At 47.7% G+C, this 16,041-nt stretch carries 12 protein-coding genes and 2 pseudogenes; 13 read left to right on the forward strand and 1 reads right to left on the reverse strand.

From position 1 onward, the window contains the following. The first annotated feature begins 23 nt into the window (after window positions 1–23). From QMK20_RS11835 to QMK20_RS11845, 3 genes and pseudogenes are all read left to right on the forward strand, one after another. Window positions 24–446 carry a hypothetical protein gene (locus QMK20_RS11835; protein WP_192512965.1) on the forward strand — a complete coding sequence of 141 codons (423 nt, stop codon included), beginning with the start codon at window positions 24–26 and terminating at the stop codon, window positions 444–446. 304 nt (window positions 447–750) lie between these two features. Beyond that, window positions 751–1,911, forward strand: coding sequence for a rhamnogalacturonan acetylesterase (locus tag QMK20_RS11840; RefSeq protein ID WP_283655865.1), 1,161 nt, complete (start codon window positions 751–753; stop codon window positions 1,909–1,911). Between the two features lie 143 nt (window positions 1,912–2,054). Next, a pseudogene (locus QMK20_RS11845) lies at window positions 2,055–2,382 on the forward strand (MGMT family protein). A 97-nt stretch (window positions 2,383–2,479) separates the two neighbouring features. Here QMK20_RS11845 and QMK20_RS11850 read toward each other — a convergent pair. After that, window positions 2,480–2,668: a hypothetical protein gene (locus QMK20_RS11850; RefSeq protein ID WP_283655866.1), complete on the reverse strand. Its 189-nt coding sequence runs from the start codon at window positions 2,666–2,668 to the stop codon at window positions 2,480–2,482. A 319-nt stretch (window positions 2,669–2,987) separates the two neighbouring features. Between QMK20_RS11850 and QMK20_RS11855 the strand changes: the two genes are divergently transcribed. The 10 genes and pseudogenes from QMK20_RS11855 to QMK20_RS11900 all read left to right on the forward strand — a co-directional run bounded on the left by QMK20_RS11855 (window position 2,988) and on the right by QMK20_RS11900 (window position 15,991). Beyond that, window positions 2,988–4,067: a TolC family protein gene (locus tag QMK20_RS11855; protein WP_283655867.1), complete on the forward strand. Its 1,080-nt coding sequence runs from the start codon at window positions 2,988–2,990 to the stop codon at window positions 4,065–4,067. Between the two features lie 110 nt (window positions 4,068–4,177). Beyond that, window positions 4,178–5,635, forward strand: a complete 1,458-nt coding sequence (locus QMK20_RS11860; RefSeq protein ID WP_283655868.1) for an efflux RND transporter periplasmic adaptor subunit — start codon at window positions 4,178–4,180, stop codon at window positions 5,633–5,635. A gap of 6 nt (window positions 5,636–5,641) precedes the next feature. Continuing rightward, window positions 5,642–6,361, forward strand: coding sequence for an ABC transporter ATP-binding protein (locus tag QMK20_RS11865; protein WP_283655869.1), 720 nt, complete (start codon window positions 5,642–5,644; stop codon window positions 6,359–6,361). After that, entirely contained in the window at window positions 6,358–7,569 is a 1,212-nt protein-coding gene (locus QMK20_RS11870; protein WP_283655870.1) for an ABC transporter permease, read from the forward strand. Before QMK20_RS11865 ends, QMK20_RS11870 begins: the two co-directional genes overlap by 4 nt. 236 nt (window positions 7,570–7,805) lie before the next feature. Further along, window positions 7,806–8,426: a helix-turn-helix transcriptional regulator gene (locus tag QMK20_RS11875; RefSeq protein ID WP_014281403.1), complete on the forward strand. Its 621-nt coding sequence runs from the start codon at window positions 7,806–7,808 to the stop codon at window positions 8,424–8,426. Between the two features lie 13 nt (window positions 8,427–8,439). After that, window positions 8,440–9,243 (forward strand): pyruvate, water dikinase regulatory protein, encoded by an 804-nt coding sequence (locus QMK20_RS11880; RefSeq protein ID WP_283655871.1) that lies wholly within the window; start codon window positions 8,440–8,442, stop codon window positions 9,241–9,243. Between the two features lie 143 nt (window positions 9,244–9,386). Further along, window positions 9,387–10,363: pseudogene (gene glpX, locus QMK20_RS11885) on the forward strand (class II fructose-bisphosphatase). A gap of 808 nt (window positions 10,364–11,171) precedes the next feature. Then, complete coding sequence (locus QMK20_RS11890) at window positions 11,172–11,996, forward strand: thioesterase II family protein (RefSeq protein WP_283655872.1); 825 nt, start codon at window positions 11,172–11,174, stop codon at window positions 11,994–11,996. A gap of 250 nt (window positions 11,997–12,246) precedes the next feature. Continuing rightward, window positions 12,247–14,151 carry an ABC transporter ATP-binding protein gene (locus tag QMK20_RS11895; RefSeq protein ID WP_283655873.1) on the forward strand — a complete coding sequence of 635 codons (1,905 nt, stop codon included), beginning with the start codon at window positions 12,247–12,249 and terminating at the stop codon, window positions 14,149–14,151. Beyond that, complete coding sequence (locus QMK20_RS11900; protein ID WP_283655874.1) at window positions 14,126–15,991, forward strand: ABC transporter ATP-binding protein; 1,866 nt, start codon at window positions 14,126–14,128, stop codon at window positions 15,989–15,991. The genes QMK20_RS11895 and QMK20_RS11900 overlap by 26 nt, the downstream gene beginning before the upstream one ends. The last annotated feature ends 50 nt before the right edge of the window (window positions 15,992–16,041 follow it).

Consider the following 16,041-nt stretch of genomic DNA (forward strand, 5'->3'; position numbering starts at 1 on the left):
TGGTAGAGAAAGGGGGAAAAAACATGGGAACATTTATAGATGGAAGAACATCTCAAAATGCCTCATTTGCAAACTCTATTGCCATTCCGATCACCGTTTTGAATACGCCGCAATTGTTTGGGCAGATCGGATTAAACACACTGGGAATTACAGGCACGCCGCGGGTTCTGCTTAAAGGTACTCTGTCGGTTCAACTGCCACTGGCTTTAGTAGGAATTACGATCACTATTGTAAGAGGTACCTTGCCAACCGATCCACTTGTTTACTCGGCAACGTCTACGTTTAGCCTGAGTATAACGGCTCCTCAGGTCATCGCGTTCTCGGCAGATGACTTTAACCCGCCGATTACGCCACAGTTGGTGTACACCGCTTTTGTTTCTTCAAACCTGCTGGGTACGATACGGGTAGGTCCAGAGAGCTTCGACGGTATTTTGGTTGGAGATTGATGTAAGGATATAAATGAATTGAATTTCAAAAAGGTTCCTTTTGTACGAAGGCCCTGCAGGTGAATATGTGCGGGGCTTATTCACATTGGGATATTTACATAATATACCCATTTATTCTATAATGTTTAAGAGTGCGATTGATTTGAAAGGGAGTGATCAGATGAATAAGCAGGCCTTCGCCTGCATAGGAATCAAATGGGTACAAACCTGTATCCATGAGGTAAAGGAACGAAATTATTGTATGCGCTTACAAAAAATCGAAACGTCCTTAGGGTATTCTACATTTTGAAGGAGGAATGATGATATGAAGTGGATGAAAGGAATGACCAGTATGCTTTTGGTCGCTTTATTATGTAGTACGCCGGGCTTGAATGGGACAACACCTGCGTATGGAGCGGCTGGTGATTACAAATTTGATTTTGGCGCGGGTCCAGTGGAATCAGGCTATACCGGGGTGAGTGCATCCCTGCGATACGATGCGACGCGCGGTTACGGATTTCGTACACCCGAGAACGTACGTAATGTGGGAGCAACGGGTACTGGCGTCGCTAGTGATGCGGTACGGTTTCTGACTACCGGTACGAAAAGCGAGAATACATTTGATGTGGATCTTGCCCCAGGGGTATATGAGGTGTCGGTCACGTTAGGGAATACGACCCGAGCGAGCGTTGCCGCCGAGGGAGTGTATCAGGTCATCAATATGACGGGGGACGGAGCAAAGGACCGTTTTCAAATTCCCGTGACGGACGGACAATTGAATTTGCTGATTACAGAAGGTAAAGAGGGAACCTCTTTTGCAATAAGTGCATTGGAAATCAGGCGATTGTCTAATAACCCCGTTACGAATCGGACGATTTACATCGGCGGCGATTCTACTGTCTGCAATTACTATCCACTGGATAGCAGCGTGCAGGCCGGATGGGGTCAGCTATTGCCGCAATTCGTAAACACCAATACATTCCAGATCCGTAACATGGCCTCAGGGGGGCAAATTGCAAGGGGCTTCCATCAGGACGGTCAGCTAGAGGCTATCATCAAATACATTAAGCCAGGGGATTATTTCATTCTCCAGTTGGGCATTAATGACACCAACCCGAAGCATAACGAAAGCGAAGCGGAGTTTAAGGACTGGATGCGGGATATGATCCGGCAGGTCAAGGCCAAAGGGGCAATCGTAATCCTTTCAACACCGCAGGGGCGAGCCACTGATTTTAACGCGAATCATGTACACACCGCTGAAAATAGATGGTATAGAGGCTCTATTTTAGCGCTGGCTCAAGAGGAACAAACGCCTTTGGTCGATCTGAACGTCCTTAGCTCAGCTTATTTTACTTCCATTGGCCCACAAGCCACACTTGCCCTGTATATGAACGGTGACACGCTGCATCCGAATTATGCGGGAGCAAAGGAACTGGCACGTCTAGTAGCAAAGGATTTAAAAAGGCAGGGTCTAAGCGGATTCTAGCCTTCGCCAACTGAAGACTGTGGGTGCTATAATGATAGAAAAACAGCACGAGAGCCGGAATGGTTTTGTTGTCTGGTGTCAGCATTGTATTGAGACGTGAAGACCACAGTTTACGGCTAGGGGAAAGGAGATCCGACGATAACATGCAGCCTTTTACAGCTCGTGTATTAAAAATAATCCAGCTCATCCCTGAGGGAAAAATCATGACCTACGGACAAATTGCAGCGGAAGCAGGGAGTCCGAGAGGGGGCGCGTCAGGTGGTGCGTATTTTGCATACGCTTAGCAGCAAGCATCGCTTGCCCTGGCACAGGGTTGTAAATCGATTGGGGGAAATCGCGCTACAGGACGATGAAGGAGCTTCTTTACAAAGGCTGCTTTTGGAAGCGGAAGGTATACAGTTTATGGAGAACGGACGAATTTCACTGGAAAAATACTTGCATGATTCTCAAGCAATGATAGAAGACGAATAGATAGAAACAACCTAAAAATGCCGATCACGTACGCATGCAAGCGACGTTGATCGGCTTTTTAGGTTAGAAGTGAGATACATCTCTATTAAAATCATCCCTAGCTGATCAGATGTTGCTGATTCCGTTGGGCAAGGTGGAAAGAAATACTGTTTATAAGCGGTAAATCGTTATTTTTCCGGGCTTCCCGGATCAGTTGCTTCTTTTGCTGTTCGGATTCACGTAAAAATCGGGTCATCCACAAATCAGACGGTTCGTTCGTAGTTGTCATGCGAGATTCTTTTATCATCTATTAACCCTCCCAGTGAGCGGCTGTTATTCTTTCTCTAGTATATGCTCCTAACCTTAATAGATACTGTTGGTTTCCTTAAAATTAGCTGAAATTTAGGTAAATTTCAGGTAAAAACAGATTCGTTTTATATCTGATTTGCAAGAGAACAGCTTGTATTGACAATGTTGAAATAAAGGTTACAAAAATGTATTGGTTTAACACCTTGTACCACCATTCACCTGAAAGTACAATTAGGTGGCGGATAGACTGTGGAAATTTATGTCGAAATCTATGGAAATAATTCGAAAGATTACACCGAAAGGGGAGAGATTCACCTATGAAGTATAAAGCGGCTGCGACGCTGCTCGTATTGACGATGTCGTCAGGCTTGATTTCCACCGTTCAGGCTGACAGTGCAGCAAGAAGCACAACAGGAAATACGTCAGCAAGTATATCAGGAACCTCGTCTGCTGCGGTTACATCGAAGACCGCCTCCATAACGGGTCAGGCTTTACCTCCATTAACGCTCAAGCAGGCAGCGGAATGGGCACAAACGAATAGCTACAACACGCGTACTGCCGAGCGGGACGTGGAGCGTCGAAGAATGGAACTGAAAAATGCGGAAAAGGATCTGGGCAATGCATTCGTCGATTTTATAGATGGTGAATATGTTGGTGATGAGTCATCCTGGAGAAATTATAACTCTTCGACGTTATCCTATCTAGCCAGCAAAAAGCAGGCGCAGTTCGCCAAGGATCAGATTTATTTTAATGTGATGAAAAGCTACCAAAGCGTATTCGTGGCAGAGAATCAGGTGAAAAATGATCTGGAAGCGCTTGAAATTGCTCAAGCGGAGGAAAAGATTGCACTCGCCAAATTTGCGCGCGGCAAGCTGTCTGAGTATGCGAAAAACGAGAGTACACAGGCCAGAAGCCAGGCGGAGCAGACGATCGAGCAGGGGAAAATTGCGCTGCAAAAATCGCGTGACGCTCTGAATTTTCTGATGGGCCAGCCTAATGGAACAGCCTATGAAATGGTGGATCGACCAGTGTACAAGGAACCGAAGAAGCTGGATATCGAAATACATATACAACAGCTGATGGATATGAATCCGAACTTGTGGAAGCTGGAGGATAGCATCAAGACTTCGGAACTCAATGTGAGATATTTCGATTTTAACAGCGGTGCAGGTGCTTACGATCTAGCCAAAATGGACGTGGATACAGCCAAGGAGGAGCTGGACAAGGGAGAAAAGGATTTTGCCGAATCGCTCCGCAATTTATATGCCACGGTCAAGGAAAACCAAAAAAAATACGTTCAGCTGGAAGAAAGTCTGCGCACGGCAAAAGAGGGGCTGGAGCTGTCCCGCAAAAAAGTGGGCCAGAGGCTTAATTATCGAGCTGGAGCTGAAAAATAGCCAGTTGAAGGTGAACCAGATTGAACGGCAAATGGAAGAGCTGGCGATTGAGCTGAGCCAGAATGAATACACGTTGAGCAAGCCATGGAGCACATAGGGAGGAAACGAAGTTGGCAGAAACGGTTTTAAACGACGCCTTATTAAAGTTACGAAGAAAACGGAGAAAAAAGTGGATCTGGACCATGGTTGTGCTGCTAGTAATAGGCGGGGGTGGAACAGCAGTATATTTGAAGCTTCCCAAAGAGCAGGCTGTACCATTGGTTCAGGACGAGACGCTTAAAGTGGAACGCGGGGATGTGAGCGAGAAGCTGGATACGTCTGGTACCGTGCAGGCTTCCAAGGAAGTAAAGCTGAATTTCACAAGTGCAGGCGAAAATAAGCTGGCGGCGCTAAACGTAAAGGCCGGAGACAAGGTGAAAAAAGGACAAGTCCTGGCTCTTCTGGACAGTTCTGAAATTAAGATGCAAATCCAGAGCGCATCCGATAATTTGGAAATATCCAAATCCAAGCTGGCTGAATTGGAGAAGGGGCCGAAGGTGGAGGATATTGAAATTCAGAAGACGAACGTGCTTCGGGCTAAAATGGCTGTCGATACAGCGCAGGAATCATTTGAGCTGGAAGAAGCGGAAAGTCAGAAGAAGGCTTCCAAAAAGCAGTTGGAGCAGGCGCGAAAGGCATATGAAGATCAAAAGTTTTTACATGATGCCGGAGCGGTGTCCAACAGTGAAATGGAGCAGGCAGAGCAAGCGCTGGATAAGGCGCAGACAGATTATGACGGTCTGGATTTACAATTCCGCAAAATCATGTCGCAAAAGCGTCATGCTATCGCAGAGGCTGAAATCGGCTATCGATCGGCTATGGCTGAGCTTCGCAAAACGGAGGTTCCAGCCGATGCCTCCAATATCCAATCCGCACGGATTGAGGTTAGAAGGCTGGCCACCGAGCTGGAGCAGAAAAAAAATGACCTGAACAAGCTTCAGGTCACGGCACCGTGGGATGGAGTCATTTTAAAGGTGAATGGGGATGTCGGAACCAGTCCAACGGCACCTTTTATCGTCATGAATAACTCGGACTCCAACAATCTCAAGATTAGCGCAAAAATCAGTCAGAACGATATTGTAAAGGTGAAAAAAGGACTTTCAGCAGTGTTATCCACCAATGCTTACCCGGGTGAGTCGTTCCCGGGCAAGGTGCAATTCGTCTCACCGGAAGCATCCACAGATGAAGGCATGACGACCTATCTGATGGAGCTGTCCGTTCATGACCCGAAAGGCAAGCTGAAAACCGGTATGATTATGAATGTGTCTGTTATTTTGGGAGTACACAAAAATGTGCTGTTTGTGCCAGCGATTGCGCTGAGATCCGAAGGCGGACAGGACGGCGTCTATCTTGCTTCCAATCCGGCAAATCCAGGGGCGCGCACGTTCAAGCCCGTAGAGCTCGGATTTTACACGCCAGATCGGGTTGAACTCAAGTCAGGTGTGAAGGAGGGCGATACGATTGTTATGCCTGCTCCTGAAGCACCGCCAGACCCTTCCAATATGGGTGGCATGCAAGGAGGCTTTTAAACGGGGATGAGACATGTCATTCAAATTGAGGATATGAAAAAGGTGTACCAGGTTGGGGATCAGGAAATTCATGCCCTGCGTGATGTGCAACTCAACATTGCTGACGGTGATTTTGTGGCAATCATGGGCCCGTCTGGATCAGGCAAGTCCACGATGATGAATGTCATCGGCTGTCTGGATCTGCCTACCTCGGGACAATTTTATTTGGACGGTTATTCCATACTGGAAGCTCGTGAGGATGAGCTGGCTATTATCCGTAATCAGAAAATCGGATTTGTATTTCAAAAATTCCATTTGCTTCCGCGGGCCACAGCTTTGGAGAACGTAGAGCTGCCGATGATTTATGCAGGCGTACCAGCCAAGGAGCGGCGCTTGCGGGCCATTGAGGCGCTGACCAGTGTGGGGCTGGGCGATCGGATGAACAACAAGCCGAATGAGCTGTCAGGCGGTCAGCAGCAACGGGTATCCATAGCGCGCGCACTTGTGAACAATCCGGTGATTCTCTTGGCGGATGAGCCGACAGGCGCACTGGACTCCAAAACGAGCGTTGAAATTATGGAGATTTTCCAACGCCTGAACGATCAGGGTAAAACGGTTGTGCTCGTTACGCATGATCAGGAAATTGCGGAATACGCCAAGCGTCTGATTCATTTTCGCGATGGACGGATTGAAGAGGATCAGCCTGTTGGGAACCGAAGAATGGCGGCAGAGGAAGTGAAGGCATGAAATTTCGGGAAATTATCCGGGTATCGCTCAACAGTTTGCGAACCAATATGCTGCGATCCTTGCTGACCATGCTGGGTATTATTATTGGAGTGGCTGCTGTAATCGCGATTGTTGCCATTGGTAAAGGCTCTACGGCCACGATTACGTCGCAGATTAACAGTATGGGGAATAATTTGCTCATGATTTATCCTTATGCCCCATATGATGGGTCCAGCTCCATGTCGTTCAATCAGACGAAAGGAATATCTCTGGAGGATATCGCTGCGCTAGAGCAGCAAAAAGCCGTAGCCGAGGTAGCTCCAAGTGCCATGACCAATGCGGATATTACGTGGAGCCGCAATAAGGTCAGCGGGCAGATTGAGGGGACTTCGCTGGCTTTCATCCATGTGAGAAAGCTGTCACTCGCTCAGGGCAGGTCTTTTACCCACTATGAAGTGGAAAAGAGACTGAATGTCGTGGTGCTAGGGAGCGATGCAGCCCGTAATATTTTTGGTCCGGATGCCTCCAAGGCGGTGGGGGAAACGATCATGATCAAGCAGCTTCCTTTTAAGGTGGTCGGGGTACTGACGAATTCCAATTCCAATATGAGTAACAGCGGGCAGCAGGTATATGTGCCGATTACAACAGGGATGGAACGGCTGGGGAATATGAGCATTCAGCAGGTGAATGCTTCTGCAACAACGGAGGAGAAGATTGACCAGGCGAGTGCTGAAATCCGACAGGTGCTGCGTGCCCGGCATGAGCTGAAGCCATCAGAGGGCGATGATTTTCAGATCATGACCCAGACGGAGATCCTAAAAACGGTCTCAGGTGTAGACAAGGTTATGAATATGCTGTTGCTCGGCGTTGCTGCGATTGCGCTCGGTGTTGGGGGCATTGGCATCATGAATATTATGCTGGTGTCCGTCACGGAACGGACGAGGGAGATCGGGATTCGCAAGGCGATTGGTGCGCAGCGCAGTGACATTATGCTGCAATTTCTGGCCGAGGCTGTTTTTCTTAGTCTGATGGGCGGACTGGTTGGCGTTATGGCGGGTCTTGGGGGCGCGAAGCTGCTGGAGAAATTTGTCCATATGCCGATTGTGTATACGATGGAACCGGTGCTGTACTCTTTTCTGTGCTGCATGGGGGTTGGTGTACTGTTTGGAGTGTACCCGGCGCGGAAGGCGTCCAAGCTGCGTCCGATCGATGCTTTAAGATACGAATAAAGGAGCGGATACTTCGTCTTACTCGAAAGAGCAGGGTGTGAAGTATCCGCTTTTTTGGTGTGGTATAAGTGCTTTAAACGATAAAAAACCATCAATAACCGCTTTAATTTTATATATGTGATGTTTTATATGCTTTTATAGGTTGATTTATAATTATATATGACGTATTATATTCAATATCAGATAGCAAGGAAAAAAAAGGAGGGGCGTTCATCATCGACCTTACGGCAAGACAAGTGGAAATTTTAAACATCGTACAAAAGCATGCCCCGATTACCGGTGATCAGATTGCGGAAATGCTCAATCTCAGCAAGGCGACCATTCGGACTGACCTATCCAAGCTGGGCATTCTGAATTATATAGATGCGAAGCCCAAGGTTGGTTATTTTGTCGGAAAACGGGGCACGCCGAACCGGGAGGAAAAATTCCGGCTCATGCAAATGAAGGTCGGCGATCTTCACGGGGTTCCAGTCATCGTACGTGAAACAACAACGATTCAGGAAGCTGTGGTTGCTCTTTTTCTGGAGAACGTGAGTAACCTGATCGTTACCGATGAGGAGGGGAATCTGGCAGGAGTAGCTTCCCGCAAGGATCTGCTCAAGGTTACGTTAGGCAATCCGAATGCGGCGACCATCCCTGTCAGTCTCGTCATGACTCGTCAGGCAAATGTCGTCACCGTTTCCCCGGAAGACACTGTATTGGAGGCAGCGCGCAAAATCATTGCCCGTCAAATCGACAGTCTGCCTGTCGTCGTCCCTTCCAACTCCGACAAACCAGGGGAACACTGGAAAGTCGTGGGACGCATTACGAAAACAAATATTATCAAAATGTTGCTCGATATGGTAGCAGAGGATTAATGGGAGGAATCGAATGGTTCAGGCGCGCAGTCATTTTATAGCGATCTGTTCAGACTCGATTGGCGAGACGGCGGAAGCCGTCGTTCAGGCGACCATGCGCCAATTTGAGCTACCGGACACAGAGATCAAGAGATTTATGAATGTAAGAGATGAAGACGAACTGAGCCGGGTGATGGAAGAGGTGGCTGAGCGTAAAGGTTTTGTAGCCTATACGCTGGTACAGCCGGAATTGAGAGAAGCGATGAAAGAGGAGGCTGTCCGGCTGAATGTGCGGGCTGTCGATATCATGGGCCCGATGATGCAGGCGTTTGCTGACACGTTCCATGATGATCCCAAGGAAAAACCCGGCTTGCTGCATCGGATGGACGATAATTATTTTCGTCGTGTGGAAGCCATGGATTTTGCGGTTCAATATGATGATGGCAAAGATGTGAGCGCCATTCTCAAAGCAGATATTGTACTGCTAGGCGTATCTCGTATTTCCAAAACTCCTTTGTCGATGTTTCTGGCGCATAAAGGTTATAAAACAGTCAACATTCCCGTTGTACCGGAGCTGACACCGCCTGCACAGTTGCAGGATGTACAGCATGGTCGGGTGTTTGGGTTAACGATCCAGCCGGAGTTGCTGCTAAAAATACGTAGTGAGCGACTCAAGGTGATGGGACTGCCTAACAATGTGCAATATGCTACATCGAAGCGGGTGGAGGAAGAGATTGCGTATGCGCAATCCCTGTTTACGAAGTTAGGTTGCCCGATCATAGATGTCACCGATAAAGCGATTGAAGAAACAGCGGGTTTGATTATCAGGATGTTATAGAAGCGTAGCTGCTCAATAGATAATAGTTGCTGTAGGATACAGGAGTGTTATAGATAAATAGATAAAAAAGGCAGCATAGCTGCTCTAAAAATAATGATTTGCCATAGGATAACAATTATATATAGGAGAGGTGGAGGGAAGGTATGGAGAGTCAACTGGCATTGGAATTCGTTCGGGTTACAGAGGCGGCAGCGCTGCAATCAGCGCAATGGACAGGACGTGGAGATAAGAACAGCGCGGACGAGGCGGCTACGGTAGCCATCCGGACTCATTTTAACGCGGTATCTATGGACGGTACGGTCGTCATTGGCGAAGGAGAAATGGATGAGGCTCCCATGCTGTATATCGGGGAAAGAGTAGGCAATCGCAGAGGGCCGGCCATAGACATCGCCGTCGACCCGCTGGAGGGAACCGAAACGGTGGCGAACGGATTGAACAACGCCCTATCGGTCATTGCTGCTGCCCCCGCGGAGGTCTGCTCCATGCTCCGGATATGTATATGCAAAAAATGGCCGTAGGCCCGGCACTGGCTGGAAAGCTATCGCTGGATGATCCGATTCCGGCTACCCTGTCAAAGGCCGCACGGATACTGGGTAAATCCTTGTCCGAACTTACCGTGTCCATTCTGGATCGTACACGTCACGCCGGAATTATCAAGCTTCTGCGGGAGAGCGGCGTTCGGATCAAGCTGCTTGGGCATGGAGACGTAATGGGTGCAATTGAAACATGCCTGGATAGCGGTGTTGATCTGCATATCGGCTCCGGTGGAGCGCCTGAAGGTGTGTTGGCTGCTGCGGCGCTGAAATGCATGGGTGGAGAGATTCAAGGTCGTCTGTTGCCTCATGGTGAAGAAGAGATCGAACGGTGCAAACGTATGGGCATTGCTGATCCGGGGGCTTTATTGTCAATGGATGATATGGTCGGACGCCAAGGCGTGATGTTTGTGGCTACGGGTGTGACACCTGGCGAGTGGTTGCAGGGGGTTCGTTCTCTCCCTGGTCATAGAGCGGAAACCCATTCGGTCGTGATGCACTCGGAAACAAAAACGATTCGCTTCGTGCGTAGTATTCACCACACAACAGACGCTTCCGGTACGCTCGCTGCAGCCGCATCCTCTTAAGTCTTCACAGCTACATCAAAGACCAAGTCATAATAAGCTTGAAAACAGCAAGTCTCTTACCACATAGAGACTTGCTGTTTGGTGTTTCAGGTTCGTTTGTCGATTGCAGAAGGGCCAGAACCAAAGATATAAATTCCTGAAAATTGACACTTTTGAAGGAAGATAAAAACGTTTCTATAAAGGTTTGAAAAGAAAATTCTTAGCTCTAGGGGAGAAAAATTCAATCTGAACTAAAATTTTTTGACAGAGAGTCGAAAAAAAATCTGCGAAAATTGGTTCTATAGAACTACAAAATGGCATGATCTATTAAAAAATTAAAGAGTTATTAATTTTGGTTGATCTGAGCTTGATGAAATTTGATTCCATAAAATAGGAGGTCGAAGGCTGTTGCGGAAAAAGGCGGAAATTGTCGGATGATATCAGGACGAATTTGTTACATTTATGTTAATGGCATGTAAAGGTAAAATTGTTGTAGTACAAAGCTTTCTAGCTTTATTGCAAATCATAATAATTTGATTTTACAAAATTCATGAAAATCTGAAAACTCGTTTTGAATCCAATTAATAGATCATGATCAGCAGGAAATTAATGCATAAAGTGAAATTGTTGCTTTTAAAGACTGGGAATAGATAGCATAATATGGATTTTGTTTTATTTTTATGAACTCTATCAATTTAGATCTTTTGTCCCATGTCAAGCGGTTTTAAAGTTTGTATATTTAAAAATAGTTAGAAAGTGTTGGAAGAAAAAAAGAGATATAAGGATTTAATGTAAAATTCTGAACTGTGTAGAGGATGGAGGAATTCATATGACGACTCGGTCACAATCTTGGTTTGCGAGAACCGCGGTTCATCCGGCTGAGAAGCTCCAGCTATTTTGCTTCCCTTATGCTGGTGGCGGTGCTTCCATATTCAGTTCCTGGAAGTCTAGACTTGCGCCTGATATTACTGTGTTGCCTGTACAGCTTCCAGGACGTGAAAGCCGTTCCACAGAAGCCCCAATGGATACCATTCAGGACATCGTGCACTCGCTGCTTCCTGCTATGGCTCCATACGTACATAAGCCGTTTGCTTTCTTTGGACACAGTATGGGAGCATTGATTGCTTTTGAAACAGCACGGCAATTGTATAGCAAAACCGGAAAACTGCCTGTCCATATCATCGTATCCGGTAAATCCGCACCACATCGTCCGTATTCAAAAAAACAACTCCATGATTTAGCAGATCAACCTTTCACCGAAGAGCTTCGTTTGATGCAGGGAACACCCGAAGAAGTACTGCAAAATGCAGATTTAATGCAAATTATTATGCCTCGTCTGCGCGCGGATTTTAAGGTGTGCGAAACGTATGTTTATCAGCAGGGAGGCCCCTTGGCCTGTCCGATGACTATTTTGGGCGGCATGAAGGATCATGAGGTGAGCACTGATTCACTTCATGCCTGGCAGCAGCACACCACATCGCCCATTGATGTGCGAATGTTCGAAGGAAATCACTTTTTCATTCATGAACAAGAGCAAGAAGTTATAAGCACAGTCGTGAATATTTTGTCCGCATCTTCAGCCCTGAACCACGCTGCTGCAGCTCATACATCTTACAGCACCAATACCCTACAACCACGATTCAGGCAGAGTTAAAAGTCCCACACATCATGATACACCACGATACACAAACATGATTAACATCTCGGCAACCACTCGACAATCAACCCACCACCATGATGCAATGCCCAGCATAATTCAAGAATGATTTCATTCCATGTAAATACTCATACATCCAGAGCCAGAGTTTATCTCACCATGTCCATTGCAACTTCAGGATTTTGCAAAATCCTCACTAAAAAAGTTCGCACTGCGAAAGTGTGAGCAACGAAAAAGAGGGATGTCCTTGTTTCGATCAAATTCTGCTTTTCGAAGACTCGCGCGTTATGTAAGACCGTACAATCTATGGGTTTTCATAACGGTGATCGCCTCCTTATGTTTGGCAGCCATAGACATTATTTTGGGTAAGGCCATCGAGCAAATGGTTGCGGGGACCTTCTCCTCCACCCAGAACATGATCTATTTAGTTGTTGGTATGACGCTAGTTGGAATGCCCTGTAAGTTTGTGATGAGGTACGCTTCGGCGCGATTTAGCGTTAGCGCACTGCGCGATTTGAGAGGCGACCTCGTACATAAGTTTTGCGATTTACCAGTTTCCAGAGTGGAGAGGAAGTTTACTGGAGATTTGGTATCCCGGCTTACGAACAATACGGCGATGCTACAGAATTTTTTTATTGAGCAGTTTGCCAATCTGTTTTATTTACCGCTTGTGTTTACGGCATCACTAGTGTTGCTTTTAATGACAAGCTGGAAGCTGGTCTTGGCCAGTCTTGCGCTTTTGCCTGTAGGTATGATCATAACAACACTGATGAGCAGGCCGATTGAAAAATATTCCGAGCAGCTTCAGGAGAAAATGGCTCATTTGAACGCGGTCGGACAGGATGCAATTGGAGGAATTCCTATCGTCAAGGCATTCAATATGCAGGCTGTGCTGTTGAAGAAGTATATGGTGATGATGGAGGAGGTCGTCAGACGCGGCTTGGGGCTGGAAAAGCGCTATGCGTCTATTACTCCGGTAGGTGTGATGATGCTGGCAACACCAATTATTTTGGTGATTGCGTACGGAGGATACCTGATTCAACAAGGAGAGCTGAATGCTGGAGGCATCGTTCTATTTTTATATCTGATTTCGTTCATATTGCAGCCTGTTTCCATGCTGCCGATGATCATCACGCAAATGAAGGAAGCGGGGGGAGCGGCCAAGCATTTGTTTGAGGTATTGGATTGGCGGGATGAACGTCAAGGTGGTGAAATCACCTCAGTCGATGAGAATCGAGGGGGTGAGGGCCTGCATTTTGAGGACGATGCAGACAGGAAAGCCGACCAAGCCAGTAATGCTAGTAAAAGCGAGCCAGACAGAGCAGAAGGCGACGATGACGCTGCTGTGGTCAGGCTTGACCATTTGACCTTTGGCTACGATGAAGGGAACACCGTGCTCAGGGATATCAGCTTCCAGGTAGGACAAGGAGAAACGGTAGCGATTGTCGGCGGCAGCGGTGGCGGCAAAAGCACGATTTTTAAGCTGCTTTGCGGATTTAATGAACCGGGTGAGCATGCTGGAACTGTTCAACTATTTGGAAAGAGTTTGACAGATTGGAATTTAACAAGCCTGCGCAGCCATATTTCGATGGTATCTCAGGAGCCGTCGCTTTTTCCGGCCACGATTGCAGAAAATATCGGATATGGACGTCTGGAGGCGACCCGTGAAGAAATTGTCGAGGCGGCGAAAGCGGCGCATGCACATGATTTTATTGTTCAGCTTCCCGAGGGCTATGAAACCCTTTTGAGCGAGCGGGGAGGCGGATTGTCTGGTGGACAAAAGCAGCGTATTTCCATCGCAAGAGCATTGTTGAAAAATGCTCCGCTGCTTCTACTGGATGAGCCAACTTCAGCGCTCGATAGCCAGTCGGAGGCTCAGGTACAGATCGCGATGAATGCGGCAATGCATAATCGGACGGTATTGGTGATTGCTCATCGACTGTCAACCGTGCGTCAGGCGAACCGGATTATTGTGCTTGATCAGGGGAGCGTGGTGGAATCGGGCACGCATGAGGAATTACTGGGTCGCAACGGTGAATATCGAAAGCTGTATTTGCAAAATTTCGAAGAAGAACCGCATACGATGGAAAACGGCAATCCGATAACAGAGGAAAGGAGTGAGAAACGTGACCTTCAAGCAGGGGTTTTATGAGTTTAAGCAGTTGATGTCCCTGATGAAGCCGCACCGAAAATGGTATTTTATCGGGTTGATTGGCAACAGTCTGACCAATGCGAGCGTCACGATTTTACTTTCCTTTGTGGTGCATTATTTGCTGAATTTTGCGGTTGATGGGAAAGTGGAGGGGCTTTACCAAGCGATTTATTTGGTCAGCGGTACATTTTTGGCACTAAGTCTTATTGCTCCGCTGTGCAGCTACATGTACAAGCGGTGTGTGAAACTGGCGATTGCCAATGTAAGGGTGAGACTATTCGGGCATATCGTCAAGCTATCCTATGAAAAGGTCGAAAAACGCCATTCTGGTGATCTTGTATCCCGCATGACGAACGATGTAAAGACGTTGGAGCAGGCTTACACCGTTCATATTCGCTCGATTATACTTGAAGTTTCGCTTTTCTTTGGTTCGCTGGTCATTATGCTGGCGCTGGATTGGCGGTTTGGGGTTATGGCGGTTTTACTTGGACTGGCTTCAGCTTGGGTAAATTCTCATTTCGCGAAGAAGATGCGACAGACGAGTGAGGAATTACAGGGACGGATGAGCGGATTCACAGAACGATTGAGTGATCTGCTTTCTGGTTTGCAGACAGTGAAGCTGTTTGGATTGCGGACCAAGGTAGGCGGACTTTGTAACGATACAAGCGAGGACATAAACAGCATTAGCATCCAGCAGGGACGTCATATGGGCTTGCAGGATATGTATAATTTTGTAATTGAATTTATTACGCTGGGTGGTGTGCTTGTCACCGGACTGATTCTGGTTTCACAGAAGCAGATGGAGCTGGGAGTCCTGGGACAGATTGTGCAACTGCAAGGCGGCATTTCCGCGGTGTTCTTGCAGCTGGGGGCGGCTGTATCGCTATTGCAAAACTCCTTGGCTGGCTTGGCACGTATCCGCGAAATTCTGGATGAGTCGAAGGAAGAGGAGCATTTTCCAGCGTTGAAACAGGAGGGACCGCAGGCTGGGCTGATCGGTCCGGAGGCGGCAGCTTTATCAGCTCGTGAGCCTGAGGGATCTCATAGTGATGTCGAAACTGCGAGCTCAGGCCACGCCATGGAACAAGTTTCGGCTGCGCTGGAGCTGCATGACATCACCTTCGGTTATCAACCGGACCGTCCAACGCTGCGAAGGCTGAACCTGATCGTGCCGGAAGGGCAGGTCACCGCGCTCGTCGGCCCAAGTGGTGGTGGAAAAAGCACAGTCATGAAGCTATTGCTAGGCTTTTATCCACCGGATGAGGGTGTGCTGCGGGTCCGTGGTCGCTCGGCAGGAGAGCTTCGGTTAGATGAGGTCAGGGATTTGATGGCCTATGTACCACAGGAGGCTACGTTGTTCCACGGTACAGTAGCGGATAATATCCGCTTTGGCTCACCGGATGCCACGGATGAGGAAGTTGAGGCTGCGGCCAAAACAGCCTATGCGAGCGGCTTTATAGCCGAGCTGCCAGAGGGCTACGACACCATTGTCGGTGAACGCGGAGCCAATTTGTCCGGTGGTCAAAGACAGCGGCTCGCGATTGCCCGCGCTTTGCTCAAAAATGCACCGATTTTGCTGCTGGATGAAGCGACCTCGGCGCTGGATTCAGAATCGGAATATGAAGTCCAGCAGGGCTTAAATGAGCTGATGAAGGATCGTACGACATTAGTCATTGCCCACCGATTGTCTACGATTGAGCGGGCGGATACAATCTGTGTTCTTGCCGATGGCGAGCTGAAGGAACAGGGTACCCATGACCAGCTCCTTGCCAAGGACGGTCATTACGCGAAGCTGTATGAGCTTCAGTTTCGAAAGCATCCCGAGGAACAAACCGCATAAATATGCGAGGGTACTTTTTAACAATATCTATTTTGCGAGGAGAGAAACAT

Source organism: Paenibacillus sp. RC334 (assembly GCF_030034735.1).
GTDB classification, from domain to species: Bacteria; Bacillota; Bacilli; order Paenibacillales; family Paenibacillaceae; genus Paenibacillus; species Paenibacillus terrae_A.

Bases quoted from the DNA above. Each gene is read 5' to 3' on its own strand.
- QMK20_RS11855 (WP_283655867.1), top strand. From the start codon at position 2,988: ATGAAGTATAAAGCGGCTGCGACGCTGCTCGTATTGACGATGTCGTCA.
- QMK20_RS11890 (WP_283655872.1), top strand. From the start codon at position 11,172: ATGACGACTCGGTCACAATCTTGGTTTGCGAGAACCGCGGTTCATCCG.
- QMK20_RS11870 (WP_283655870.1), top strand. From the start codon at position 6,358: ATGAAATTTCGGGAAATTATCCGGGTATCGCTCAACAGTTTGCGAACC.
- QMK20_RS11840 (WP_283655865.1), top strand. From the start codon at position 751: ATGAAGTGGATGAAAGGAATGACCAGTATGCTTTTGGTCGCTTTATTA.
- QMK20_RS11880 (WP_283655871.1), top strand. From the start codon at position 8,440: ATGGTTCAGGCGCGCAGTCATTTTATAGCGATCTGTTCAGACTCGATT.
- QMK20_RS11835 (WP_192512965.1), top strand. From the start codon at position 24: ATGGGAACATTTATAGATGGAAGAACATCTCAAAATGCCTCATTTGCA.
- QMK20_RS11850 (WP_283655866.1), bottom strand. From the start codon at position 2,668: ATGATAAAAGAATCTCGCATGACAACTACGAACGAACCGTCTGATTTG.
- QMK20_RS11865 (WP_283655869.1), top strand. From the start codon at position 5,642: ATGAGACATGTCATTCAAATTGAGGATATGAAAAAGGTGTACCAGGTT.